The organism is Arhodomonas aquaeolei DSM 8974, assembly GCF_000374645.1.
Lineage (GTDB): Bacteria > Pseudomonadota > Gammaproteobacteria > Nitrococcales > Nitrococcaceae > Arhodomonas > Arhodomonas aquaeolei.
The window spans coordinates 179782-203055 of record NZ_KB894803.1; the positions used below are offsets into that span (position 1 = coordinate 179782).

Sequence of the window (23274 nt, forward strand, 5' to 3'; positions counted from 1 at the left end):
TGTCGCATTGAGTCACCCGCGTGTTCCCGCGGGCGCCGCAATGTGTCACTTCCGTGACCGCGGGGTGATGCCCTCTGGCGCGTCAGGCCCGGCTGCCCGGGGTTTGCGCGGCTTCGTGATTTGGTGGCACGCTTTCTGCCTCTCTAGGGGTGCTCGGACCGGAATATGAGGGGGTTGTTCGGGTATGGCCACACCGATGGATAAGGCCTGGAACGATTACATGGTCGGTAACCGGCTGGAAATGGGCGAGGACACCGGTGTGGACCTCAGCGGTGCGGCGCGGCTCTATCGCCGCGCCGCATTGCGCGGGCTGGCGCAGGCTCAGCATGCGCTGGCCTTTCTTTATGCCACCGGCCAGGGCGTGGCGCGCGATGACGCGCTCGCCGCTGGCTGGTTCCAGGTCGCTGCAGAGCAGGGCCACGTCGCCGCGCAGCACAACCTTGGCGTCATGTACGCCGAGGGGCGCGGCGTCGAGCTCGACGAGCAGGCGGCGGTGCGCTGGTTCTATCGCGCCGCGCTTGGCGGCAGCGACGAGAGCCGCCGCTGGCTCGACGACCACTACGATCACTGCAGCGGCATGGAGTGATCGCCGCGGCGCTGCCGTTGCCACACTCCCGTCACCGCTTCCCCGCCGCCTGACGGCCGCCGTCAGGCGGCGTTTTTGTGCGCCGTTTCCCGTTATCGCCCCGTCGGGGCTGGTCCATTCGTTTGCTGCTTTGATAATAATGATTGTCACGGGGCACTCGATAGCTTAGCCGCCGGTCCGCCCAGGGTGGGCAGTGACCGGCGACCGGCCTGGGGGAACATCAATGACCGCACAGATCCGGACGGCTCTGGTCGTCGACGACTCGCGACTGGCGCGCGTGGCCCTGACCAAGCTGCTGCGCCGCCGCGACATCACCGCCGACGAGGCCGCCACCGGCGCCGAGGCGGTCGCCCAGGTCCGGGAGCGCGTGCCGGACGTCATCTTCATGGACTACATGATGCCGGACATGGACGGCTTCGAGGCGACGCGCCAGCTACAGGCGCACCCCGGTGCCGCCGCCGTCCCGGTGGTCATGTATACCTCCCAGGACTCCGAGGACGACCGCGCCCGCGCGGAGGCGCTGGGCGTGGTGGACTTCCTGATCAAGCCGAGCGGCGAGGACGGGCTGGACCGCGCCCTTGCCGCGGCGCGCGAGGCGCTGGAGGGCGCCCCTGCCGCCGAGCCGGCGGAGGCCGCCACGGTGGAGGCGGCGGGGCCGATGGCTGACCTGGAGGACAATACCCTGGACGTGCCTGACTTCGGGGAGGCCGCCGCCGCACCCGCGGAACCGGAGGACAGTGCCGTCGACTTCGGCGGGATCGCCATCGACGAAGGCGAGCACGGGCCCGGGCCCGATACCGGCATGGGCTCCGAAGCGGCGCCGCCCGCTGCATCGCCCGCCCCTGTCGACGAGGCCGCCCTGCGCGAGGCGGCTGCCGCGGAGGCCGAACGGGCCGCGCGTGCGGTGATCGCCGAGCGCCTCGGTGACGACCTGGAGTCGACCATCCGGGAGGCGGTCGAGCCCGCGCTCGCGCCTATTAACGAGCGCCTGGATGCTGCGGCCGCGGAGCGCGCCGAGCTGCGCGAGTCCGTGGACCTGGAGGCGCTGTCGGCGCGGCTGGTCGAGCAGGTTCGCCCGCGGGTGGTGGAGGCCATCGGGCCGGAGGCCGCGGAGCGCATCGTCGAGGACGCCGTGCCGTCGCTGGAGCGCCAGCTAGCCGACCGTCTGGGCAGCGACGAATGGCTCTCGCGGCTGGTGCCGGAGGTGGTCGAGCGGGCCATGCCGGCGCTGCAGGACCGCCTGCTCGAGGGGCTCCAGGACCCGCTGCGCCGGGCCCTGTCCGATTCCGTGGAGAGTGCCGCGCACCAGGCCGCCGTGGAGGCGGCGGATGCGCGGGCGGCGGCCCAGGCCCAGGCCGCGGACACGCTGGTGGGCGAACGCGTGGCCCGGGAGGCGGCGGCGCTGCGGCGGCTCGTCTACACCGTCGCCGGTGTCGGCGTAGTCGGCCTCGCCGCGGTGGCCGCGCTCACCCTTCTCTGAACGCCCCGCGCCGCGAGGCGAGGTGGTCCGCCTGACGGGTCGGCTCCGGCAGGCGGTAGCCCCGGCAACAGGCGAGCACCCAGTCCACCGCGCCGTCGATGTCGCAGCGGTGCCCGGGTGAGACGTACAGCGGCCGCACGCCGGTGCGCGTGCGCACCACCGTGCCGATGCGCTCGTCGCCGTCCATCAGTGCGGTGCAGGCGCCGCGCTCCCGCCCGGGTTCTTCGTGGCTGCCCACGAGCCGTGATTTCCCCACACCGATGGTGGCCAGTCCCGTGATCACGCCGAGATGGGCGGCGATGCCCAGCCGCCGCGGGTGGGCGATGCCCTGGCCGTCGCAGAACACGAGTTCCGGCGTGGTGTCGAGCCCCTCCAATGCGGCGAGAACCACCGGCAGCTCGCGGAACGACAGCAGCCCCGGTACGTAGGGCATGCGGGTGGGCTCGCGGGCGATGTGGTGGCCGACAGGTTCGAGATCCGGCCAGCCCATCAGCACCGCGGCGGCACGGGCCGTCCGACCGCCGTCCTCGAACCCGGTGTCCACGCCGGCGATGGTGCGCACCTCCGCGGGCGGTGGCGTCAGGCGCACCTCGCGGGCGAGCCGGGTCTGCAGGGCGCGGGCCTCGGTGGGGGTGAGGTCCCAGGGATGGTCGATGAGGCGCTCCATGGCAGGAGTCTGCCACGGATGCTGGACGGTGGGCACGGGCCCGCACCGCGCCACCATAAAGGCGGTTCATCGCAAGGCAGGGGAAAGCGCCGGTCTTGGACCGGCGCTTGCGTCCGGTGCGTCAGGCATGCGCCCGATTTGCCCGGGGGCGGCCATCCTGGCTTTGCCCTGCCTGCGCAGACGCGGGCAGAACGCGCGCTCATCGGGGTTGCGAGGTCGGCCGCTCACGGTAGTCGACGTTGCCGGCACTGCAGGACGGGATGTTGGCTGCCAGGAGGCGCCAACCTACGGGAACCCGCGTAGGTCGTGCGCCGCAGGCGTGCGACATTCCGGCGCGGTCATTGAAGATGTCGCACACGGCCCGCGGCCGTGCACGACCTACCGGTCTGCCAGGAGCGGCCAACCCGCGCGGCCTGTCACCGCCCGGGAGCAGCCGACCTACAACTTGGACCGGCGCTTGCGTCCAGTGCGTCAGGCATGCGCCCGATTTGCCCGGGGGCGGCCATTCTGGCTTTGCCCTGCCTGCGCAGACGCGGGCAGAACGCGCGCTCATCGGGGTTGCGAGGTCGGCCGCTCACGGTAGTCGACGTTGCCGGCACCGCAGGACGGGATGTTGGCTGCCAGGAGGCGCCAACCTACGGGAACTCGCGTAGGTCGTGCGCCGCAGGCGTGCGACATTCCGGCGCGGTCATTGAAGATGTCGCACACGGCCCGCGGCCGTGCACGACCTACCGGTCTGCCTGGAGCGGCTGAGCCACGGTAGAGGCCGAGCCGCCGCGATTCCGGGTAGGTCCGGCTGCGCCTGGCAACCGACAGACAGCCGCGGTGGTGTCGCCCGGCCTGTCGGGTCGGTGCTCATGTGCAGGGGCGATGAACCAAAAAAAGCCCCGCGCGGGGCGGGGCTTTCGTACGGCTCGGGTGTGTGAGCCGGACGGCGGGCTTACATCATGCCCATACCGCCCATGCCACCCATGCCGCCCATGTCGCCGGCACCGCCGTCGTCCTTCTCCTCAGGGTGCTCGGCCACCATGCACTCGGTGGTGATCATGAGGCCGGCCACGGAGGCGGCGTTCTGCAGCGCGGTGCGGGTGACCTTGGTCGGGTCGAGGATGCCGAACTCGACCATGTCACCGTACTCCCCGGTCTGGGCGTTGTAGCCGTAGTTGCCCTCGCCCGCGAGGATGGCGTTGACCACGACCGCCGCGTCCTGACCCGCGTTGGTCACGATCTGGCGCAGCGGCTCCTCGATGGCACGGCGCACGAGTGCGACGCCCATGTCCTGGTCGTGGTTGTCGCCCTTGACGCTCTCCAGGGCCTTGAGGGTGCGCAGCAGCGCGACGCCGCCGCCGGGCACGATGCCCTCCTCGACGGCCGCACGGGTCGCGTGCAGGGCGTCCTCGACGCGGGCCTTCTTCTCCTTCATCTCGACCTCGGTGGCGGCACCCACCTTGATCACGGCAACGCCGCCGGCGAGCTTGGCCACGCGCTCCTGGAGCTTCTCGCGGTCGTAGTCGGAGGAGGCGTCCTCGATCTGGGTGCGGATCTGGTCCACACGGGCCTTGATGTCGTCGGCACGGCCACCGCCGCTGACGATGGTGGTCTCTTCCTTGGTGATGTTCGCCTTCTTGGCGGTGCCCAGCTCCTCGAGGGTCGCCTTCTCGAGGGTCAGGCCGACCTCCTCGGAGATCACGGTGCCGCCGGTGAGCACGGCGATGTCCTGGAGCATGGCCTTGCGGCGGTCACCGAAGCCGGGCGCCTTGACGGCGGCGACCTTGACGATGCCGCGCATGCTGTTGACCACCAGGGTCGCCAGCGCCTCGCCCTCGATGTCCTCGGCGACGATCAGCAGCGGGCGGTTGGACTTGGCGACGTTCTCCAGCAGCGGCAGAAGCTCGCGGATGTTGGAGATCTTCTTGTCGCAGAGGAGGATGTAGGGGTCCTCGAGCTCCGCGGACATGCTCTGCTGGTTGTTGATGAAGTAGGGGCTGAGGTAGCCGCGGTCGAACTGCATGCCCTCGACCACGTCCAGCTCGTTGTCGAGCCCGGAGCCCTCTTCGACGGTGATGACGCCTTCCTTGCCGACCTTGTTCATCGCGTCGGCGATGATCTTGCCGATCTCGTCATCGGAGTTCGCGGAGATCGTGCCGACCTGGGCGATCGCCTTGTCGGTGTCGCAGGGCTTGGAGAGATCGCGCAGGGCCTCGGTGGCCGCACCGGTGGCCTTGTCGATGCCGCGCTTGAGGTCCATCGGGTTCATGCCCGCGGTCACGCCCTTGAAGCCCTCGCGGAGGATGGCGTTGGCGAGCACGGTCGCGGTGGTGGTGCCGTCACCGGCGCTGTCGGAGGTCTGGGAGGCGACCTCCTTGACCATCTGCGCGCCCATGTTCTCGAACTTGTCCTTGAGCTCGATCTCCTTGGCGACGGAGACGCCGTCCTTGGTGACGGTCGGCGCGCCGAAGCTCTTCTCGAGGACCACGTTGCGGCCCTTCGGGCCGAGGGTGACCTTCACCGCGTTCGCGAGGGTGTTGACCCCCTTGGCCATGCGCTGACGGGCGTCGTCGGCGAAGCGTACGTCTTTAGCTGCCATTGTGCTCTCTACCTCTTATCCGGTTATCCGATCGGGGATGTTTCGCTGCCGGGACCGTTCAGTCCTCGATGACGGCCATGACGTCGTCCTCGCGCATGACGAGGACATCCTCGTCACCGAGCTTGACCTCGGTGCCGGAGAACTTGCCGAACAGGACCTTGTCGCCGACCTTGATGTCCAGCGGACGAACCTCGCCGTTGTCCAGGCGCTTGCCGGTGCCCACGGCGACGACCTCGCCACGGATCGGCTTCTCGGCCGCGGTGTCGGGGATGACGATGCCGCCGGGGGAGGTGCGCTCTTCCTCCTGGCGCTTGACCACTACGCGATCGTGAAGAGGACGCAGATTCATCGCTCGTCTCCTTTAAAGGCTTGTTCCACGATGTGTTTGTCTGATGCCCGGCAAGTCCGTTGTTAGCACTCGCCACAGGTGAGTGCTAATGATAGTCAGCTCATCGGGTCAGTCAATAGCCGTGCGCCCGTGTCAGCGGCGGCGCCCCGGCGTGCCGCTGTGGGTTGGGGTGGCGATGGTACAATTCAACCGCCGCGCCGCCGCCGGGCGGCATCCGTTCCCGCAAAACCGGCCAGTGGAGGTCCCCGTGTCCGAGCCGCATCTCGTCGCGCTGTCCACCTGTCCCGACCGCGAGACCGCCGAGCGCATCGCCGACGCCCTGGTCGGCGGTCATCACGCCGCCTGCGTGAACATCATCCCTGGACTGACCTCCGTGTACCGCTGGGCCGGGGAGGTGCACCACGACCCGGAGCTGCTGCTGGTGGCGAAGACTACCCGCGAGGCCTTTCCGCGCCTGGAGGCGGCGATCCGCGAGAACCATCCGGATGAACTTCCGGAGATCATCGCGGTCCCCATAGCCGCGGGCCTGGCGGGTTATCTGCAGTGGGTCACGGAGCAGACCGCCGGGGCCGCCGCGGACTGAGGTCCGCGCAAGCACCGAATCCGGCGATGGCGGAGGCCATGCAAGACACCCGCGACGACATATCCCCGGGCGGCCCGGCGCCGCGCCTGTGCTGCCGGCTCGCCCTGCTGCTGGCGCTGCTCTTCACGCTCGTCGCCCCCGCGCAGGCGGGCGTGCTTTCCGACACGGTCGGCGGCCAGCGCGACCTGCTGCCCGTGGAGCAGGCCTTTCCGCTGTCCGTTGAGCGCGTCTCCGAGGACCGCATCGTGGCGACCTGGTCCGTCCAGGACGGCTACTATCTCTACCGGGACAAGATCGCGTTCCGCACCACCGGTGGTGACGATGCCGTGGTCCGCGTGGAGCGTCCGCCGGCGGAGATCGAGGAGGACCCCTATTTCGGCGAGGTGGGGATCTACCGCGAGCCGGTGTCGATGTCCATCTACGTCGACCGCGCCGGGCCGCTGACCCTGGAGGCGGACTACCAGGGCTGCTCCGAGACCGGTGTGTGCTATCCGCCGGCGACTACCACCGTTTCCGTGCCCGCCGCGGGCGCGGGGGGCGGCGGCCCGGCTGCCGCTGCCGGGGTGTTCGGTGGCACGCTGGGCAATACGCTCGCGAGTGGCCGGGTGCTCCCGGTGCTCGGCGGCTTCTTCGTCGCCGGTCTGCTGCTCGCGTTCACCGCCTGTCTCTACCCGATGGTGCCCATCCTTTCCGGGCTGATCGCTGGCGACAGCCGCCGCACCGGCTGGCGGGCGTTCTGGCTGTCACTGGTCTACATCGAGGCCACCGCCGTGACCTACGCCCTCGCCGGCGTGCTCGCCGGGCTGTCCGGGGCGGCGGTGCAGGCGCAGATGCAGGGGCCGTGGGTGCTCGGCGGCTTCATTGCGCTGCTGGTGGTGATGGCGCTGGCCATGTTCGGCGTCATCAACTTCCAGCTCCCGAGTGGCTGGCAGACCCGGCTGACCGCGCTCTCCCACCGCCAGCGCGGCGGCACGGTCGTCGGCGTACTGGTGATGGGAGTGCTCTCGGCGCTGATCGTCGGTGCCTGCTCGGGGCCGGCGCTGATCGCCGCGCTCGCCTACATCGGCACCACCGGCAATGCCTGGCTCGGCGGGCTGGCGCTGTTCGTCCTCGCCAACGGCATGGGCGTGCCGCTGCTGGTGGTGGGGACCGCCGCCGGACGCTGGCTGCCGAAGGCGGGCCCGTGGATGCAGGCCGTGCGTGCCGGCGGGGGCGTGCTCCTCCTTGCCGTGGCCATCTACCTGCTGGACCGGCTCGTCCCCGGTGCGCTGACGCTCGGCCTCTGGGGTGTGCTGCTGATCGGCTGTGGCGTGTTCATCGGCGCCTTTGACCGCCTCGGGCCCGGTGCGTCGGCGTCCCGGCGCCTGCGCAAGGCCGGCGGCCTGGTCCTCGCGCTGTGGGGAACGGTCGCGCTGGTCGGGGCGTCCGCGGGGGGCGACGACCTCTGGCGGCCGTTGGCGTCGCTGGAGGCGGACGCCGGTACGCCGGCCGTGGTGGCGGCGCAGGAGGGCGGTGATGCGGGCGCGGCGCGTTCGTCCGCCGGTGGCTTCCGCGAGGTGGCCGATCTCGCCGGTCTGCGTGATGCGCTCGCCGACGCCCGTGCCGCGGGCGAGCCCGCCCTGGTGGACTTCTATGCCGACTGGTGCGTTTACTGCATCAAGCTCGACGAGGAGACGTTCTCCAGTGCGCGGGTGCGCGAGCGCCTCGCCGACGCCCGGCTGCTGCGGGTGGACGTCACCGAGATGGACGCCACGGACAAGCGGTTGCTGGAGCGCTACGACGTCTACCTGCCGCCAGCGGTGATGCTCTTCGGGGCCGACGGCGAGGAGCGTCGCGAGCTCCGGGTGGTGGGCTTCGTGGGCCCGGACGAGTTCCTGGGCCGGCTGGCCCGGGCCTGGGATGACGACGGGGCCGCGGGATGATGCGACACATGCGCCGGACCATCTATATCGCGCTCGCCGTCCTCCTCGGCGTCGCCATCGGCGCCGGCGGGCTGGTCTGGTACCAGCAGCGCCAGCCGGAGATGCGCCCGGTGTTCTCGCTGCCGGGGCTCGACGGCGAGCGTCACGCCATCACCGAGTGGGACGGGCAGGTGATCGTGCTCAACTTCTGGGCGAGCTGGTGTCCACCGTGCCGCGAGGAGATCCCGCTGTTCAACGAGCTGCAGTCGCGCTTCGGCGACGTGCGCTTCCTCGGCGTGGCGGTGGACCGGCTGGACGCGGTGAGGCGGTTCATGGACGAGCAGCCGCTGAAATACCCCACCCTTCACGGCCTCGGCATGGCCATGGATGTGCAGGCCCGTTACGGCAACGATGCGGGTACGCTGCCCTACACCGTGGTCATTGACCGCGAGGGGCGCATACGCCACATCTTCGCCCGCCAGGTTCACCGCGGCGAGCTTGCGCCGATCCTGGAAGAGCTCTCCGGCGGGGGTTGATCGCGCCTTTCCGCTGCCGCGAAATGGCTGCCAAAAGCGGCGAAAAGGCGGGGAAATCCGGACAATTGGACAAACCCGTTTCAGGCGTTCAGAATACGCGGCTGACGACAGCCATCGGGTATGGCTGTCGCCATTCGAGGAAGGGCAATGGCGACGCTACTGCTGATCAACGGTCCCAATCTCAACCTGCTCGGCCGGCGGGAGCCGGCGCACTACGGGCAGGCGAGCCTCGAGTCCATCGAGAAGGGCCTTGTTGGGCGGGCGCGGGCGGCCGGCAGCGAGCTGGCGTGCTTCCAGAGCAACGCCGAGCACGAGATCGTCGAGCGCATCCACCGCGCCGCGGACGATGCCGTGGATTTTATCATCATCAATCCGGCGGCGTTCACCCACACCAGCGTGGCCATCCGTGATGCACTCCTCGGAGTGGCGATCCCGTTCATCGAGGTCCACCTCTCCAACGTGCATGCGCGTGAGCCCTTCCGCCGGCATTCCTATCTCTCCGATCGTGCCGTGGGGGTGATCGCCGGCCTCGGCGCGGACGGCTATGAATACGCCTTGGACGCAGCGCTTCGGCGTGCGGGACAGGACTGATAACTCATGGATATTCGCAAGATCAAGCGCCTCATCGAGCTGCTCGAGGAATCGGGCATCAACGAAATCGAGATCTGCGAGGGCGAGGAGTCGGTGCGCATCAGCCGCGGCGCTCCGGACGCCCCGGCGGCGCCGGTACACTACCAGATGCCGCCCCAGGCGGCGGCCCCGCCCGCAGCCGCCCCCGCCGCGCCGGCGGCGGACGGGCCTTCCGGCGAGGCGGCGCCCGCCGAGCCCACCGGCCACACGGTGCGCTCGCCCATGGTGGGGACCTTCTACCGTTCCCCGTCGCCGGGCTCGACGGCGTTCGTCGAGGAGGGGCAGCAGGTCGAGGTCGGCGATACGCTGTGCATCATCGAGGCCATGAAGATGCTCAACCAGATCGAGGCCGACAAGGCCGGCACGGTGCGCAGTATCCTCGTCGAGAACGGCCAGCCCGTGGAGTTCGACCAGGCGCTGTTCGTCATCGACTGAGCGTGCGCCCCCACTCGCTAACGGATAGTCAACATGCTGGATAAAGTCGTCATCGCGAACCGCGGCGAGATCGCCCTGCGTATCCTGCGCGCCTGCCGCGAGCTCGGCGTGCGAACCGTGGCCGTGCACTCCAGTGCCGACCGCGAGCTCAAGCACGTGCGCCTTGCCGACGAGTCGGTGTGCATCGGCCCGCCCCCGTCCGGGGAGAGCTATCTCAACATCCCCGCGATCATCTCCGCGGCGGAGGTCACCGACGCGGTCGCCATCCATCCCGGCTACGGCTTCCTCTCGGAGAACGCCGACTTCGCCGAGCGTGTGGAGAACTCCGGGTTCGTGTTCATCGGCCCGCGCGCGGAGACCATCCGCATGATGGGCGACAAGGTCTCGGCGATCGAGGCCATGAAGGAGGCGGGGATCCCCTGTGTGCCGGGCTCGGGCGGCCCCCTCGGCGAGGACAGCGAGGAGAACCTGGCCACCGCCGCGCGTATCGGCTATCCGGTGATCATCAAGGCGGCCGCCGGTGGCGGCGGGCGCGGCATGCGCGTGGTGCGCAGCGAGGCGAACCTCCTGCACGCGATCTCCGTGACCCGGGCCGAGGCGCAGAACTCCTTCGGCAGCGACGTCGTCTACATGGAGAAGTACCTGGACGACCCGCGCCACGTGGAGATCCAGGTGCTCGCCGACCAGCACGGCAACGCCATCCACCTCGGCGAGCGCGACTGCTCCATGCAGCGCCGCCACCAGAAGGTGATCGAGGAGAGCCCCGCGCCGGGGCTCACGCCGGAGCAGCGTCGCGACATCGGCGAGCGCTGCGCCGAGGCCTGCCGGCAGCTCGGCTACCGTGGTGCCGGCACCTTCGAGTTCCTCTACCAGGACGGGCGCTTCTACTTCATCGAGATGAATACCCGCATCCAGGTGGAGCACCCGATCACCGAGCAGGTCACCGGCGTGGACCTGGTCGCCGAGCAGCTGCGCGTCGCCGCCGGCGAGCCGCTGCGCTACCGCCAGGAGGACATCACCTGGCGTGGCCACGCCATCGAGTGCCGGATCAACGCCGAGGACCCGCGTTCGTTCATCCCGTCACCGGGCAAGATCACCCAGTTCCACGCCCCGGGCGGTCCGGGCGTGCGGGTGGACTCGCACATCTACTCCAGCTACGTGGTGCCGCCCCACTACGACTCCATGATCGGCAAGATCATCACCTGGGCGGACGACCGCGACAGCGCCATCGCGCGTATGCGCACCGCGCTTACCGAGCTGGTGGTCGACGGCGTGAAGACCAATGCCGAGCTCCACCTGGACCTGCTCAGCGATTCCGCCTTCCGTGCCGGCGGGACCAATATCCACTACCTGGAGAAGAAGCTGGGCCTGGGCTGAGGTTGCCCCTCAGCCCCAGAGCAGGCGCACGCCGACCACCACCAGCAGCAGCGCGAAGGCGCGCTTGAGCGTGCGCTGGGGCAGGCGGCTGGCGAGTCGGGCCCCCACCGGCGCGAGCAGCACGCTGGCCGCGGCGAGGCCGGCCACTGCCGGCCAGTACACGAAGCCCGTCGCGCCGCTCGGCAGCTCGCTGGTGGCGTGCATGCCGCCGGCGATGACGAAGCCCAGCGAGCCCGCCAGGGCGATGGGCAGGCCCGCCGCCGCGGAGGTCCCCACGGCGTAGCGCATGGGCACACCGCACCAGGCCAGGAAGGGCACCGTGAGGCTGCCGCCACCGATGCCCACGATGCTCGAGATCGCCCCGAATCCCAGGCCGGTGGAGGCGAGCCCGGTGTGCCCCGGTACCTGCCGGTGGGCCGGCGGCTGGCCACCGAGGGCCATGCGCAGCGCCATCACCACCGCGAAGATGCCGAATACGCTCTTCAGCATCTCCCCGGGCATCATGCCCGCGATCTGGGCGCCGCCGATCGCGCCGACGGCGAGCCCCGCGGCCAGCGGCCGCCAGATGGCCCAGCGGATGTTGCCGAGCCGCGCGTGGGCGCGCAGCGAGGACAGCGAGGTGACGATGATGGTGGCCAGCGAGCTGCCGACCGCGAGGTGGGTGGCGATGTCCGTGCTCAGGCCCTGTAGCGCGAACACGCCGAGCAGGGTGGGGACGATGATCAGCCCGCCGCCGATGCCGAACAGGCCGGAGGCGAAGCCGGCGGCAGCGCCGGTCAGCAGGTAGGCGATCAGGGTTTCCAAGGGACCTCCCGGTTTGCCGCGTCGGGTGGCGCCGGGCCGGCGCCGCCGGCCCAGTATCGCAGATCATGGCTGGCGGCGGGTGGGCCCGGACATGTGGCTTTCCGCGGCGGAAGGTCCTGTCCGGCGGTTTCCCTCGGGGCCCGCACGTGCCCGGGGGGCAACGCGCGGACCGGCCGGGGCATGACAATACCGCTGGAAAGATTAGTACAATAGGCGCCAGCTATATCATCGATAGGGGGCTTGAACCCATGCGCGTGGACTCCGTCTGCATCCTCGGCGGCTCCGGCTTCGTCGGCCGGCACATCGCCAACCGCCTCGCGAACACCCCGGTGCGTATCCGGGTGATCACCACCAATCGCGAGCGCAGCCGGCACCTGCTGCCCATCCCCAACCTGGAGCTGGTGGAGGCGGACATCCACGATGCGGACACCCTGCGCCGGGAGATCTCCGGTTTCGATGCCGTGATCAACCTGGTCGGCGTGCTCAACGACGAGCCGGGCCGGGGGCGCGGCTTCGACGAGGTCCATGTACGCCTGGTGCGCAACCTGGTCGAGGGGGCCCGTGCCGCCGGCGTGAAGCGGCTGCTGCACATGAGCGCCCTGGGTGCCGCCCCCGAGGCGCCGAGCCGTTACCAGCAGACCAAGGCCGAGGGCGAGCGTATCGCCATGGAGGCCAATCGTGCGGGCTTCGGGGTCACGGTCTTCCGCCCGTCGGTGATCTTCGGGCCGGAGGACAACTTCCTCAATCAGTTCGCCACCATGCTGCGCATGGCGCCGTTCCTGCCGCTGCCCACCCCCGAGGCGCGGTTCAAGCCGGTGTACGTGGGTGACGTGGCCCAGGCGTTCGTGAACTGCCTCAACGATGCGGACACCTTCGGCGAGCGCTACGAGCTGTGCGGGCCGTCGGTCTATACCCTGCGCGAGCTGGTGAGCTACTGCGCCGAGCTGATCGGCACGAACAAGCCCATCATCGGTCTCTCCGACCGGCTCTCGCGGCTGCAGGCGCGGGTGATGGAGCGCGTGCCCGGCAAGCCCTACTCCATGGACAACTACCTCTCCAGCCAGGTGGACAACGTCTGCAGCGACGACGGCCTGGCCCGGCTGGGGATCCATCCCACCGCCGTGGAGGCGGTGGTGCCGATGTACGTCGGCCGGCGACGCCAGCGACAGTACTACAACCGCTTCCGCCGCAGCGCCCGCCGGGTCTGAGGCGGGCGCCGTGCGCGCGTATCTCGTCGGCGGTGCGGTGCGCGACCGGCTCCTCGGGCTGGCGGTGCACGAGCGCGACTGGGTGGTGGTCGGCGCCACCCCCGAGGAGATGCGCGAGGCCGGCTATGAGCCGGTGGGCCGGGAGTTCCCGGTCTTCCTGCACCCGCGGACCCGCGAGGAGTACGCGCTGGCGCGCACCGAGCGCAAGACCGCGCGGGGCTATCACGGCTTCGAGTTCCACGCCGCGCCGGACGTGACCCTGGAGCAGGACCTCGCCCGGCGCGATCTCACCGTCAACGCGATGGCGCAGGACGGGGACGGCACCGTCGTCGATCCCTACGGCGGTCGCGCCGACCTCGACGCACGGCTGCTGCGTCACGTCTCCCCCGCCTTCCGCGAGGACCCGGTACGGATCCTGCGCCTGGCGCGCTTCGCCGCGCGCTTCGCGCCGCTCGGTTTTCGCGTGGCGGAGGAGACCCTGGCCCTGTGCCGGGAGATGGTCGAGGCCGGCGAGGTGGACGCGCTGGTCCCCGAGCGGGTCTGGCAGGAGTTCAGCCGGGCGCTGGTCAGCGACGCGCCCAGCGCCTTCGTGCGCGTGCTGCGCGAGTGTGGTGCCCTGGCCGTGCTGCTGCCCGAGGTCGACCGCCTCTTCGGTGTGCCCCAGCGCGCGGACTACCACCCGGAGATCGATACCGGCGAGCACGTCCTGATGTCGCTGGACGCCTGCGTGGGGCTCAGCGACGAGCTCGCCACCCGTTTCGCCGTGCTGGTCCACGACCTGGGCAAGGGCGAGACCCCGGGCGACGAGCTGCCCCGTCACCGCGGCCACGAGGCGCGCGGGGTACCATTGGTCGATGCCGTGTGCGAGCGACTGCGGGTGCCCAACGCCTGCCGGGACACCGCCCGGGGCGTGACCCGTCACCACCTGCTCGCCCACCAGGCCCTGACGCTGCGGCCAGCGCGGGTGGTGAAGCTGTTCTCGGAGCTGGACGCCTTCCGCAAGCCGGAGCGCCTGACACGCTTCATCGACGCCTGCACCGCGGATGCACGGGGGCGCACCGGTTTCGCCGACAGCGAGTATCCTCAGGGACGCTATCTGCGGGACGCCTTCGGGGCCGCCTGCGGGGTCACCGCCCGGCCCTTCGTCGAGCAGGGCCTGAAGGGGCCGGCCATCGCCGAGGCCATGGCCGACGCCCGTGCGCGGGCCGTGGCGGCGGTCCGCGAGGACTGGCGGGCCGCGTGAACGCCGCTGCCCCGCGGGGCGGCCACATCCAGGAGTCAGCGATGCCTCACACGCCGGCGGAGACCGCCCGCGAGACCTATAATGTCGCCCACTGGGGCGAGGGCTACTTCGACGTCACCGACAGCGGCCGCGTCGTGGCCCGGCCCCGGCGTGGCGCCGGTCCGGCGGTGGACCTCTACGAGGTGGTTGAGGCCGCCCGCCGCCAGGGCCTGGACCTGCCCGTGCTGGTCCGCTTCGTGGACATTCTCCACGACCGCGTTCAGCGCCTGTGCACCGCATTCGCCGCGGCGATGGCGGCGGAGGGCTACGGCGGCCGCCACACCGCCGTGTATCCGATCAAGGTGAACCAGCAGCGCCGGGTGGTGGAGGAGATCGTCGCCGCCCATGAGCGCGTAGGCCTGGAGGCGGGCAGCAAGCCCGAGCTCATGGCGGTGCTCGCCGTCGCCCCGGCAGGGGCGCGGGTGATCTGCAACGGCTACAAGGACCGCGAGTACGTGCGTCTGGCGCTGCGCGCCCGGCAGCTCGGCCTGGACGTCCATGTGGTGGTGGAGAAGCTCTCGGAGCTGACGCTGCTGCTGGAGGAGGCCGACCGCCTCGGCGTCGCCCCGGCGCTGGGCGTGCGCATCCGCCTCGCCTCCATCGGCGAGGGCATGTGGCAGAACACCGGCGGGGAACGCTCCAAGTTCGGGCTCACTGCCGCCCAGGCGCTGGCGGTGGTGGACCGCCTCGCCGAAGCCGGCCATCTCGATGCCCTCGGTCTGGTGCATTTTCACCTGGGCTCGCAGATCCCGAACATCGGCGATATCCAGCGCGGCATGCGCGAGGCGGCGCGTCACTATGCCGCGCTGCGGGGCCTGGGCGCGCCGGTTCACTGCGTGGACGTCGGCGGCGGCCTGGGCGTGGACTACGAGGGTACGCGATCGCGCAGCTTCTGCTCGATGAACTACTCGCTGGAGGAGTACGCGGCCAACATCGTGCGCACCCTGCGCGAGGTCTGTGACGAGCAGGCGCTGCCGCACCCGGACGTGGTCACGGAATCCGGCCGTGCCATGACCGCGCATCACGCGGTGCTGGTCACGGACGTGATCGACGTGGACGGCTTCGACGGCGACGCCGGACCGGATGCCCCGGAGGCGGATGCCCCCGCGGTGATCCGTGACCTCTGGCAGGGCTACCGGCAAGGCGCCTCGCGCTCGCCGCTGGAGGTCTATCACGATGCCTGCAATGCCCTGGAGGAGGCCCAGGGCATGTACAACCACGGCCTGCTCGGGCTGGCCGGGCGGGCCCAGGCGGAGCGCTACTACCAGGCGACCTGCCGCAGCGTGCTGGCGCGGCTGGACCCGTCAGTGCGCGCTCACCGAGAGGTGCTCGACACCCTGCGCGAGCGCCAGGCCGGCAAGCTCTTCGCCAATCTGTCGCTGTTCCAGTCGATGCCGGACATCTGGGCCATCGACCAGATCTTCCCGATCCTGCCCGTGCACCGGCTGGACGAGCCGCTCTCGGCCCGCGCCGTGCTCCAGGATCTCACCTGCGATTCCGACGGGGCGGTGCACCTCTACGTCGATCGCGACGGCGTGGAGAGCACCCTGCGCGTGCCGCCCTGGCGGCCGGGCACGCCGCTGGTGCTCGGGGTCTTCCTCGTCGGGGCCTATCAGGAGATCCTCGGCGACATGCACAATCTTTTCGGCGACACGGACGCGGTGAACGTCGTCCTCGAGAACGGCGGGTGGCGGCTGTCCGAGCCCGCGGGGGGCGAGAGCGTGGCCGCCGTGCTGCGCCACGTCCACTTCGAGGCGGAGGCGATGCTGCAGGCCTACCGCCGCCGGGTCGACGGTTCGGGCCTGGACGAGGCCACCCGCGCCGCGTGTCTCCGGGAGCTCGGGGCGGGCCTTCAGGGCTCGACCTACCTACGCGATAGAGGAGGACTGCCATGAAGGTGGGCATGATCGGCCTCGGCGCCATGGGCGTCGGCATGGCCCGGAACCTGGCCCGTCACGACCTGCTGGGTGCCGTGTGGAACCGCACCGCCGCCAAGGCGGACGCCCTGGCGCAGGAGCTCGGCGTGATGGCGGCACCGGACCCGGCGGCGGTAGCCGCGGAATGCGAGGTGGTGCTGACCTGCGTGTCTGCCGACGCGGACGTGCTGGAGATGGTGGATGCACTGCGCGAGGGGCTGCAGCCCGGCGGGGTGGTGGTGGACACCTCCACCATCAGCGTCGCCACGGTGAAGACCGCCGCGGAGCGGATCGCCGACGCCGGCGGGCGTTTCCTGGACGCGCCGGTGTCCGGCGGGCGCGAGGGTGCGGAGAACGGTCAGCTCGTGGTCATGGCCGGCGGCGACGCCGAGGCCCTGGTGCAGGCGATGCCGGCACTGGAGGCCATCGGCAAGTCGGTCACGCACATGGGCGAGTCCGGCAGCGGCCAGGCCACCAAGGCGGTGAACCAGATCATGGTTGCCGGCATCAACCAGGCGGTGACCGAGGCCCTCGCCTTCGGCCAGGCCAGCGGCCTGGACATGGACCGTGTCATCGAGGTGGTCGGCGGCGGTGCCGCCGGCAACTGGTTCCTCAGCCACCGCGGCCCGACCATGGTGCGCGGCACCTTCGAGCCCGGCTTCAAGGCGGCGCTGCACCACAAGGACCTGGGCATCTGCCGGGAGATGCTCGAGCGCATGGGCGTGTCCCTGCCGGTGGTGGAGATGACGCTCAAGCACTACGAGCGGCTCATGGAGCAGGGCCACGGCGAGGAGGATATCTCCACGCTCTACCGCCTCAAGCAGGCGTTGTTCGAGGAGGGCAACCGCCGCTCTCTTTAGTGTGCAGGCTCGCGGACAGGCCTCCCCGACACGGTACGGGGCCTGTCCGCGGGCGCGCCGCTGGGGTAGGCTGTCGCCTTCACGATTTCCCCATATTCCCCGTGAAAAACGGCAGGCCATGCAACTGACAGCGATCCCGGGCCGCCGGCCCGCGAGCGACATCCGGGAGGCGGCGTGAGACGGCACTGGGTCATCGCGCTGATGGTGAGTGTGCTCGTCTCCGCGGCGATCCCCCTGTGGCTCGGCGGCGGCAGCCAACTGCTCCATGCCCTGGCGCGGTTCCCGCTGTGGGGGCTGGTGCCGCTGCTCACCATGGTCGCGCTGGGCTGGCTGTGCAACGCTTTCCGGCTGCGTATCCTCGCCGGCGCCTTCGGCCTGCACCTGCCCGTCGCGGAGGCGTTCAGCAAGGTCCTGAGCATCGAGTTCGCCGGCACCGCCACGCCGGCCTACACCGGTGGACCGGCCACCAACGTCTATCTGTTCACCCGCCGCGGCCTGGGGGTGCCCGAGGCCAGTGCGCTGGTGGTGCTCGACCAGATCGCGGATCTCGCGTTCTTCGCCACCTTCCTGCCGCTGGCGGCGTTGTTCGTAATCGGCGACGTGGCCATGGGCTGGGTGATTACCGCTGGCATCGTCGCCCCTGTCGGCTTCGCGCTGCTGCTGTGGCTGCCCCGGCACTACCGGGTGCTGGCGCTGGCGCTGGGGCGGATCTTCCGCCGCGTGCCCATGCTGCACCGCTATCGCTGGCGGCTGGGGCGGGCGCTGCTGCGCTTCCGCGCGGCGGTGCGGCTGATGCTGGGGCTGGGCCGGATGCGGCTGGCGGCGCTGTACGGCTTCTGCACGCTGCACTGGCTGCTGCGCTACGCGCTGGTGCCGACGATCTTCATGCTGCTGGACAACCCGCTGCCCTGGGCGTGGCTGTTCATCACCCAGGCGCTGTCGCTGATGGTCGGCCACCTGAGCCTGCTGCCCGGCGGCTCCGTGGGCGTGGAGGTGGGCTTCGGGATGATGCTCTCGGCCTGGGTGGATGCCTCGGTGCTGGCGGTGGCGCTGCTGGTGTGGCGCTTCTGCACCTTCCACTGGTATCTCATCGCGGGCGCGCCGGCGTTCCTGCTCACCGTCGGCCGCGGGGTGCTCGGGCGCCGGATGGCCTACTGAGCGCGGCGGCGGGTTCAGCCGCTGCGCTTGAGCAGGACGGTCTCGATGCCGTTCTCCTTGAGCCGCCGGCGCACGGTGTTCACGCGGTCGAGGTCGTTGAACGGCCCCACGCGCACCCGGTGCCAGAGCTCGCCGCCGGAGAGCTCCACGCGCTGGATGTTCGCCTCGATGCCGAGCAGTGCCAGCCGCGCCTTGAGCCGGTCCGCATCGTCGTGGCCGCGGAACGATCCGGCCTGAAGCAGGTAGCGCCGGTTGCTGTCGGCGCTCTTGCTTGCAGTGCTCTCGCCCGTGTCCGCGCTGGCGGAGCGCTGCCGGGTCGTCTCGCCGGTGTCACCGGGCTCTGCCGTGCGGTCGGCGGCCTGCTGTTGCCGTTCCTGGTCACCGCCGGGTACCTCCACCTTCTGTTCGGGCAGCAGGCGGTAGAACTCGAAGCGCGGCTTGTCCTGCTTCGCCGTGGTGTCGCCGCCGCCCTGCGGCGGCGTCCCGCTGTCACCGGTGATGTCCCGGCCGGCACCCTGCTGCTGCGGTGACGGCGGGGCCATGAGCTCGCTGAGCTGCTGCGGGCCGCCGCCGGTGTAGTGCCAGTGCACGAGCAGCGCCACCCCGAGCCCGATCCCGAGCCCGCCGACCCCCCAGAGCCAGCCCGGCAGCGAGCGCCCGGTGCTGCCCTTGCGGGAGGTGCTGCGGCGCTGCTGGCGGCCGCTTGCCTGTCCGGTCTTGCGGCGGGCCATGGTTACATCCGCTCCGGTGCGTTTACCGCGAGCACGCGCAGGCCGTTGCGCAGGACCTGGCGCGTCGCGAGCACGAGGTTGAGCCGCGCGTTGCGCAGCCCGGCGTCGTCGACGAGGAATTGGTGCGCGTTGTAGTAGGTGTGGAAGGCACCGGCGAGCTCGCGCAGGTAGTGCGCGAGCTGGTGGGGTTCGTGGGCCAGCGCGGCGGTCTCGATGACCTCGGGGAAGCGCCCGAGCTGGCTGATCAGGGCCTGCTCGTGGTCCTCGGTGAGGCGCGCGAGGGCCTGGAAGCCGGCGTCCGGGTCATGGTCCAGGCCCTGCTCGTCGAGCTGGCGGAGCACGCTGCAGATCCGCGCGTGGGCGTACTGGAGGTAGTACACCGGATTGTCCGCGGACTCGGACTTGGCGAGCTCCAGGTCGAAGTCCAGGTGCTGCTCCGGGCGGCGCATGACGTAGAAGAACCGGGCGGCGTCGTTGCCCACCTCCTCGCGCAGCTCGCGCAGGGTGACGAACTCGCCGGAGCGGGTGGACATCGGCAGGCGCTCGGCGCCGCGGTAGAGGATGGCGAACTGCACCAGGCGGAACTCCAGCCGGTCCGCCGGGTAGCCGAAGGCCTCCAGGCTGGCGCGCACGCGGGCCATGTAGCCATGGTGGTCGGCGCCGAAGACGTCGATCAGCTGGTCGAAGCCGCGCTCGAACTTGTCCAGGTGGTAGGCGATGTCCGAGGCGAAGTAGGTGGTCAGCCCGTCGGCGCGGCGGACCACACGGTCCTTGTCGTCGCCGAAGTCGGTGGCGCGGAACCACAGCGCGCCGTCGGCCTCGTAGCAGTGCCCGGCCTCGACCAGGCGCTCGATGGTGCGGCCGACGGCGCCGTTCTCGGTGAGGCTGCGCTCGGAGAACCAGCGGTCGAAGTGCACGCCGAACTCGCCGAGGTCGTCGCGGATGTCGGCGAGGATGGCCTCCAGCGCCGCGTCCAGCACCGCGCGGTAGCGCGCCTCGCCGAGCAGCTCGCGGCTGCGGCGCACGAGCGCGTCGACATGGGCCTCCTTGTCGCCGCCGTCGCTGGCGTCCGCCGGGAGCTTCGCGGTGAGCGCGGCGGTGTCGATCCGGTAGGCGTCGCCGTCGCGTTCGGCGAGCCCGGAGGCGATGTCGCGGATGTAGTCGCCGCGGTAACCGTTGTCCGGGAAGGGCACCGCCCCGCCGCGCTGCTCCAGGTAGCGCAGCAGCACGGACACCGCGAGGATGTCCATCTGCCGGCCGGCGTCGTTGACGTAGTACTCCCGCTGGACGTCGAAGCCGGCGGTGGCGAGCAGGCTCGCCAGCGCGCTCCCGAACGCCGCGCCCCGGCCGTGGCCCACGTGCAGCGGCCCGGTGGGATTGGCGGAGACGAACTCCACCAGGATGCGCCGGCCCTCGCCCGCGCGGCTGCGCCCGAAGGCCTCGCCCTGCTCCCAGACGTCGCGGATCACCGCGAAGGCGGCGTCGGCGGTGAGGAAGAAATTGATGAACCCGGGGCCCGCGATCTCCACGCGCTCGACATAGCGGTGCGGCGGCAGGGCGTCGACCAGCGCCTGGGCGAGCTCCCGCGGCGGCCGTCGTGCCGGCTTGGCCAGGCGCATCGCGGTGTTGGTGGCGAAGTCGCCATGGCCCTCGCCGCGGCCGCGCTCGACCTGCACGTCGATGTCGAGCCCGGCGGGAAGGGTGCCGTCGGCCTGCAGCGTGCCGATGGCCTGCTCGACGAGCTGCGCGAGTAGATTCTTCATAGGGTCCGGGTGGTATCCGTCTGCGGGGTGTCGAAGCGCCCTATTATCGCCTGTGTACCCGCTCATGCAAGGCAGCCGGGGCCCCGCCCGGGCAACGCCCGTCGGGGGCGGCGCGGGCGGGGGCGACGGCAGGCGCGCACGAGGCGTTCCCGGCTGCGTCTGCGCCCGCGCGCATTGCGGTTACAGCATGTCCGCCGGGTCGACGTCGATGCTCCAGCGCACCCGCCGCGCCTGCGGGAGGGCGGCGACGCCGGGCAGCCAGCGTTTCAGGCCGGCCTGGAGGTGGCGGCGGGAGGGCGCGCGCACGAGGAGCTGGGCGCGGACCCGCCCCGCCCGGCGCTCCATGGGCGCCGGTACCGGCCCGAGGAGCTCCAGTCGCGTGCCCTCCGGGCCGGCGGCGCGGGCGGCGTCGAGGAATTCCCGGGGTGCGGCCTCGTCGACGGCCTCGGCGCGGAGCAGGGCCATGGCCGTGTAGGGTGGCAGGCCGGCGGCCTCGCGTTCCAGCAGCGCGTCCTCGGCGAAGCGGCGGTAGCCGGCGTGGACGAGGAGCTGCAGCAGCGGGTGTTCCGGGTGGTGGGTCTGGATCGCGACCTCGCCGGGGCGCTCCGCCCGCCCGGCGCGTCCGGCCACCTGGATGATGAGCTGTGCGAGCCGTTCCGGGGCGCGGAAGTCGGCGCTGAACAGGCCCTGGTCGGCATCCACCACCGCTACCAGGGTGACCGCCGGCAGGTGGTGCCCCTTGGCGAGCATCTGGGTGCCCAGGAGGATGCGTGCCTCGCCGCGCTGCGCCGCCGCCATCTGCCGCTCGAAGGCACCTTTGCGCCGGGTACTGTCGCGGTCGATGCGGACCATGGCGGTGTCAGGGAAGGCGGCCTCTATGGCCTCGGCCAGGCGCTCGGTGCCCTGGCCCACGGGGCGCAGGTCGACGCTGCCGCAGTCCGGGCAGGCCCGTGGGACCGGGCGCTCGTGGTCGCAGTGATGGCAGTGCAGGCGGCGGTCGTGACGGTGGTAGGTCAGCCGTGCGTCGCAGCGCTCGCATTCCGAGACCCAGCCGCATTCGTGGCAGAGCAGCACCGGGGCGAAGCCGCGCCGGTTGAGAAACACCAGCACCTGCCCGTCGTCGTCCAGGTGGGCGCGCATCTGCTCGATCAGCGGCGCCGAGAGGCCGTCCCGCAGGGGGCGGCCGCGGACGTCCAGGAGCCGGAAGCGGGGCATGGCCGCGCCGCCGGCCCGCTGGGGCAGGCGCAGCTCCCGGTAACGGCCGAGGCGCATGTTGTGCAGGGTCTCCAGTGAGGGGGTCGCGCTGCCGAGGATCACGGTCAGCCCCAGGCGCTGGGCGCGGACCACGGCGAGGTCCCGGGCGGAGTAGCGGAAGCCGTCCTGCTGCTTGAGCGAGGCGTCATGCTCCTCGTCCACCAGGATGAGGCCGGGGCGGGCGAGGGGCGTGAACACCGCCGAGCGCGTGCCGATGATCACGTCCGCCACGCCGTCCCGGGCGGCGAGCCAGCCGTCCAGGCGCTCGCCGGCGGCGAGGCCGGAGTGGAGCACGGCGATGCGGGCGGCGAGCCGGCGGGCGAAGCGGTCGACGAGCTGCGGGGTCAGGCCGATCTCGGGGACGATCACCAGGGCCTGGCGCCCCGCGGCGAGCACCGCCTCGATGGCGTGGAGGTAGACCTCGGTCTTGCCGCTGCCGGTCACGCCCTCGACCACCAGCGGGGCGAAGCCCTCGGCGCCGCGAACGGCGTCCACCGCGTCGCGCTGGGCGTTGTTGAGCGTCGGGCGGTCGCCGCCGTCGTCGTGGCCCTCGATGAGCCCGGGGGTGTCCACCTGTTCGGCCCGGGCGAGGCCGCGCTCGACCAGCCGCTGGAGGCCGCCGCGCCAGTCACCCTCCGCCTCGGGGAAGTGGGCGGCGGCGAGGCTGCCGAGGGACTGCAGGCGCGCGAGCAGCGCCGCCTGCCGCGGGGCGCGGGCGGCGAGGGTGTCCGGCGGCGTGTCGCGCCCGGTGTCGGTGAGTCGCCAGACGGTCTCGCGGGTGTACTGTGCCGGGTATCCGTGGCGCAGGCGCACGGGCAGCGCGCTCGTCAGTGCCTCGCCCACCGGGTGGTGGTAGTAGCCGGCCGCCCAGAGCGTGAGATCGAGCAGCTCCCCGGGCAGCACCGCGGTGTCGTCGAGGAGCTCGCCGAGCGGGCGCAGGCGCCGCGTGGGGAGCTCGCTGTGCGTGGCCGTGGCGACGACCACGCCGATCACCTGGCGGCGGCCGAGGGGCACGCGCACCCGCGCCCCCGGCTCCGGCACGGCGGCGGTGATGCGGTAGTCCAGCGGCTCCGGCAGCGGGCCGGGCACGGCGACGCGGGCGATCTGCGGCGGTTCGGGCATGCGTCTCGGGCGGCGTTCGTTTGCCGCCCAGTGTAACCGGCGACC

General features: G+C 71.3%; 20 protein-coding genes. 13 read left to right on the plus strand and 7 right to left on the minus strand.

The genetic code is table 11. The features are described from left to right. Positions 1-184: 184 nt before the first annotated feature. Together C516_RS18845 and C516_RS20440 are read left to right on the plus strand one after the other, a co-directional pair. Positions 185-586, plus strand: a complete 402-nt coding sequence (locus C516_RS18845) for a tetratricopeptide repeat protein (protein WP_156831151.1) — start codon at positions 185-187, stop codon at positions 584-586. Between the two features lie 223 nt (positions 587-809). Further along, positions 810-2066: a response regulator gene (locus C516_RS20440; RefSeq protein WP_018717576.1), complete on the plus strand. Its 1257-nt coding sequence runs from the start codon at positions 810-812 to the stop codon at positions 2064-2066. Here the strand turns inward: C516_RS20440 and nfi are convergent. The 3 genes from nfi to C516_RS0106630 all read right to left on the minus strand — a co-directional run bounded on the left by nfi (position 2053) and on the right by C516_RS0106630 (position 5669). Next, positions 2053-2733, minus strand: a complete 681-nt coding sequence (nfi, locus tag C516_RS0106620; protein WP_018717577.1) for a deoxyribonuclease V — start codon at positions 2731-2733, stop codon at positions 2053-2055. The two genes, C516_RS20440 and nfi, sit on opposite strands and share 14 nt — an antisense overlap. Before the next feature lie 940 nt (positions 2734-3673). Further along, the gene (gene groL / locus C516_RS0106625) at positions 3674-5320 is read right to left on the minus strand and encodes a chaperonin GroEL (RefSeq protein ID WP_018717578.1); all 1647 of its coding nucleotides are present in this window, start codon (positions 5318-5320) and stop codon (positions 3674-3676) included. Between the two features lie 58 nt (positions 5321-5378). Further along, positions 5379-5669 carry a co-chaperone GroES gene (locus C516_RS0106630; RefSeq protein ID WP_018717579.1) on the minus strand — a complete coding sequence of 97 codons (291 nt, stop codon included), beginning with the start codon at positions 5667-5669 and terminating at the stop codon, positions 5379-5381. Positions 5670-5916: 247 nt separating this feature from the next. Between C516_RS0106630 and cutA the strand changes: the two genes are divergently transcribed. From cutA to accC, 6 genes are all read left to right on the plus strand, one after another. After that, on the plus strand, positions 5917-6252 hold the full coding sequence (gene cutA / locus C516_RS0106635; protein ID WP_018717580.1) for a divalent-cation tolerance protein CutA: 336 nt from the start codon (positions 5917-5919) through the stop codon (positions 6250-6252). Positions 6253-6290: 38 nt separating this feature from the next. Continuing rightward, positions 6291-8174, plus strand: a complete 1884-nt coding sequence (gene dsbD / locus C516_RS0106640; protein ID WP_163139298.1) for a protein-disulfide reductase DsbD — start codon at positions 6291-6293, stop codon at positions 8172-8174. Positions 8175-8182: 8 nt separating this feature from the next. Next, positions 8183-8689 (plus strand): TlpA family protein disulfide reductase, encoded by a 507-nt coding sequence (locus C516_RS0106645; protein WP_018717582.1) that lies wholly within the window; start codon positions 8183-8185, stop codon positions 8687-8689. Between the two features lie 147 nt (positions 8690-8836). Further along, positions 8837-9280: a type II 3-dehydroquinate dehydratase gene (gene aroQ / locus C516_RS0106650; RefSeq protein WP_018717583.1), complete on the plus strand. Its 444-nt coding sequence runs from the start codon at positions 8837-8839 to the stop codon at positions 9278-9280. A gap of 6 nt (positions 9281-9286) precedes the next feature. Then, on the plus strand, positions 9287-9754 hold the full coding sequence (accB, locus tag C516_RS0106655; RefSeq protein ID WP_018717584.1) for an acetyl-CoA carboxylase biotin carboxyl carrier protein: 468 nt from the start codon (positions 9287-9289) through the stop codon (positions 9752-9754). Between the two features lie 33 nt (positions 9755-9787). Next, complete coding sequence (gene accC / locus C516_RS0106660) at positions 9788-11131, plus strand: acetyl-CoA carboxylase biotin carboxylase subunit (RefSeq protein ID WP_018717585.1); 1344 nt, start codon at positions 9788-9790, stop codon at positions 11129-11131. Positions 11132-11140: 9 nt separating this feature from the next. Here the strand turns inward: accC and C516_RS0106665 are convergent, their stop codons facing one another. Beyond that, the gene (locus tag C516_RS0106665) at positions 11141-11935 is read right to left on the minus strand and encodes a sulfite exporter TauE/SafE family protein (protein ID WP_018717586.1); all 795 of its coding nucleotides are present in this window, start codon (positions 11933-11935) and stop codon (positions 11141-11143) included. 248 nt (positions 11936-12183) lie between these two features. On the opposite strand from C516_RS0106665, the gene C516_RS0106670 reads away from it, so the two are divergent. The 5 genes from C516_RS0106670 to C516_RS0106690 all read left to right on the plus strand — a co-directional run bounded on the left by C516_RS0106670 (position 12184) and on the right by C516_RS0106690 (position 18359). Then, positions 12184-13143, plus strand: a complete 960-nt coding sequence (locus tag C516_RS0106670; protein WP_018717587.1) for a complex I NDUFA9 subunit family protein — start codon at positions 12184-12186, stop codon at positions 13141-13143. 10 nt (positions 13144-13153) lie between these two features. Next, on the plus strand, positions 13154-14386 hold the full coding sequence (locus C516_RS0106675; RefSeq protein ID WP_018717588.1) for a multifunctional CCA addition/repair protein: 1233 nt from the start codon (positions 13154-13156) through the stop codon (positions 14384-14386). Positions 14387-14427: 41 nt separating this feature from the next. Further along, entirely contained in the window at positions 14428-16320 is a 1893-nt protein-coding gene (speA, locus tag C516_RS0106680; RefSeq protein ID WP_018717589.1) for a biosynthetic arginine decarboxylase, read from the plus strand. Further along, positions 16317-17201 (plus strand): NAD(P)-dependent oxidoreductase, encoded by an 885-nt coding sequence (locus tag C516_RS0106685; protein WP_018717590.1) that lies wholly within the window; start codon positions 16317-16319, stop codon positions 17199-17201. Before speA ends, C516_RS0106685 begins: the two co-directional genes overlap by 4 nt. A gap of 174 nt (positions 17202-17375) precedes the next feature. Then, positions 17376-18359, plus strand: coding sequence for a lysylphosphatidylglycerol synthase transmembrane domain-containing protein (locus tag C516_RS0106690; protein WP_018717591.1), 984 nt, complete (start codon positions 17376-17378; stop codon positions 18357-18359). Positions 18360-18373: 14 nt separating this feature from the next. On the opposite strand, the gene C516_RS0106695 is transcribed toward C516_RS0106690, so the two are convergent. The 3 genes from C516_RS0106695 to C516_RS0106705 form a co-directional block, all read right to left on the minus strand. Then, complete coding sequence (locus tag C516_RS0106695) at positions 18374-19090, minus strand: SPOR domain-containing protein (RefSeq protein ID WP_018717592.1); 717 nt, start codon at positions 19088-19090, stop codon at positions 18374-18376. 2 nt (positions 19091-19092) lie between these two features. Continuing rightward, positions 19093-20853 carry an arginine--tRNA ligase gene (gene argS / locus C516_RS0106700; protein WP_018717593.1) on the minus strand — a complete coding sequence of 587 codons (1761 nt, stop codon included), beginning with the start codon at positions 20851-20853 and terminating at the stop codon, positions 19093-19095. A gap of 180 nt (positions 20854-21033) precedes the next feature. Further along, a complete protein-coding gene (locus C516_RS0106705) occupies positions 21034-23229 on the minus strand; it encodes a primosomal protein N' (protein WP_018717594.1) in 2196 nt (731 codons plus the stop codon). Positions 23230-23274: the final 45 nt, after the last annotated feature.

What these genes read in the sequence shown, in the direction of transcription:
- C516_RS18845 (WP_156831151.1), top strand. Translation starts at nt 185, where the DNA reads ATGGCCACACCGATGGATAAGGCCTGGAACGATTACATGGTCGGTAAC.
- C516_RS20440 (WP_018717576.1), top strand. Translation starts at nt 810, where the DNA reads ATGACCGCACAGATCCGGACGGCTCTGGTCGTCGACGACTCGCGACTG.
- nfi (WP_018717577.1), bottom strand. Translation starts at nt 2,733, where the DNA reads ATGGAGCGCCTCATCGACCATCCCTGGGACCTCACCCCCACCGAGGCC.
- groL (WP_018717578.1), bottom strand. Translation starts at nt 5,320, where the DNA reads ATGGCAGCTAAAGACGTACGCTTCGCCGACGACGCCCGTCAGCGCATG.
- C516_RS0106630 (WP_018717579.1), bottom strand. Translation starts at nt 5,669, where the DNA reads ATGAATCTGCGTCCTCTTCACGATCGCGTAGTGGTCAAGCGCCAGGAG.
- dsbD (WP_163139298.1), top strand. Translation starts at nt 6,291, where the DNA reads ATGCAAGACACCCGCGACGACATATCCCCGGGCGGCCCGGCGCCGCGC.
- C516_RS0106645 (WP_018717582.1), top strand. Translation starts at nt 8,183, where the DNA reads ATGCGCCGGACCATCTATATCGCGCTCGCCGTCCTCCTCGGCGTCGCC.
- aroQ (WP_018717583.1), top strand. Translation starts at nt 8,837, where the DNA reads ATGGCGACGCTACTGCTGATCAACGGTCCCAATCTCAACCTGCTCGGC.
- accB (WP_018717584.1), top strand. Translation starts at nt 9,287, where the DNA reads ATGGATATTCGCAAGATCAAGCGCCTCATCGAGCTGCTCGAGGAATCG.
- accC (WP_018717585.1), top strand. Translation starts at nt 9,788, where the DNA reads ATGCTGGATAAAGTCGTCATCGCGAACCGCGGCGAGATCGCCCTGCGT.
- C516_RS0106670 (WP_018717587.1), top strand. Translation starts at nt 12,184, where the DNA reads ATGCGCGTGGACTCCGTCTGCATCCTCGGCGGCTCCGGCTTCGTCGGC.
- speA (WP_018717589.1), top strand. Translation starts at nt 14,428, where the DNA reads ATGCCTCACACGCCGGCGGAGACCGCCCGCGAGACCTATAATGTCGCC.
- C516_RS0106685 (WP_018717590.1), top strand. Translation starts at nt 16,317, where the DNA reads ATGAAGGTGGGCATGATCGGCCTCGGCGCCATGGGCGTCGGCATGGCC.
- C516_RS0106695 (WP_018717592.1), bottom strand. Translation starts at nt 19,090, where the DNA reads ATGGCCCGCCGCAAGACCGGACAGGCAAGCGGCCGCCAGCAGCGCCGC.
- argS (WP_018717593.1), bottom strand. Translation starts at nt 20,853, where the DNA reads ATGAAGAATCTACTCGCGCAGCTCGTCGAGCAGGCCATCGGCACGCTG.
- C516_RS0106705 (WP_018717594.1), bottom strand. Translation starts at nt 23,229, where the DNA reads ATGCCCGAACCGCCGCAGATCGCCCGCGTCGCCGTGCCCGGCCCGCTG.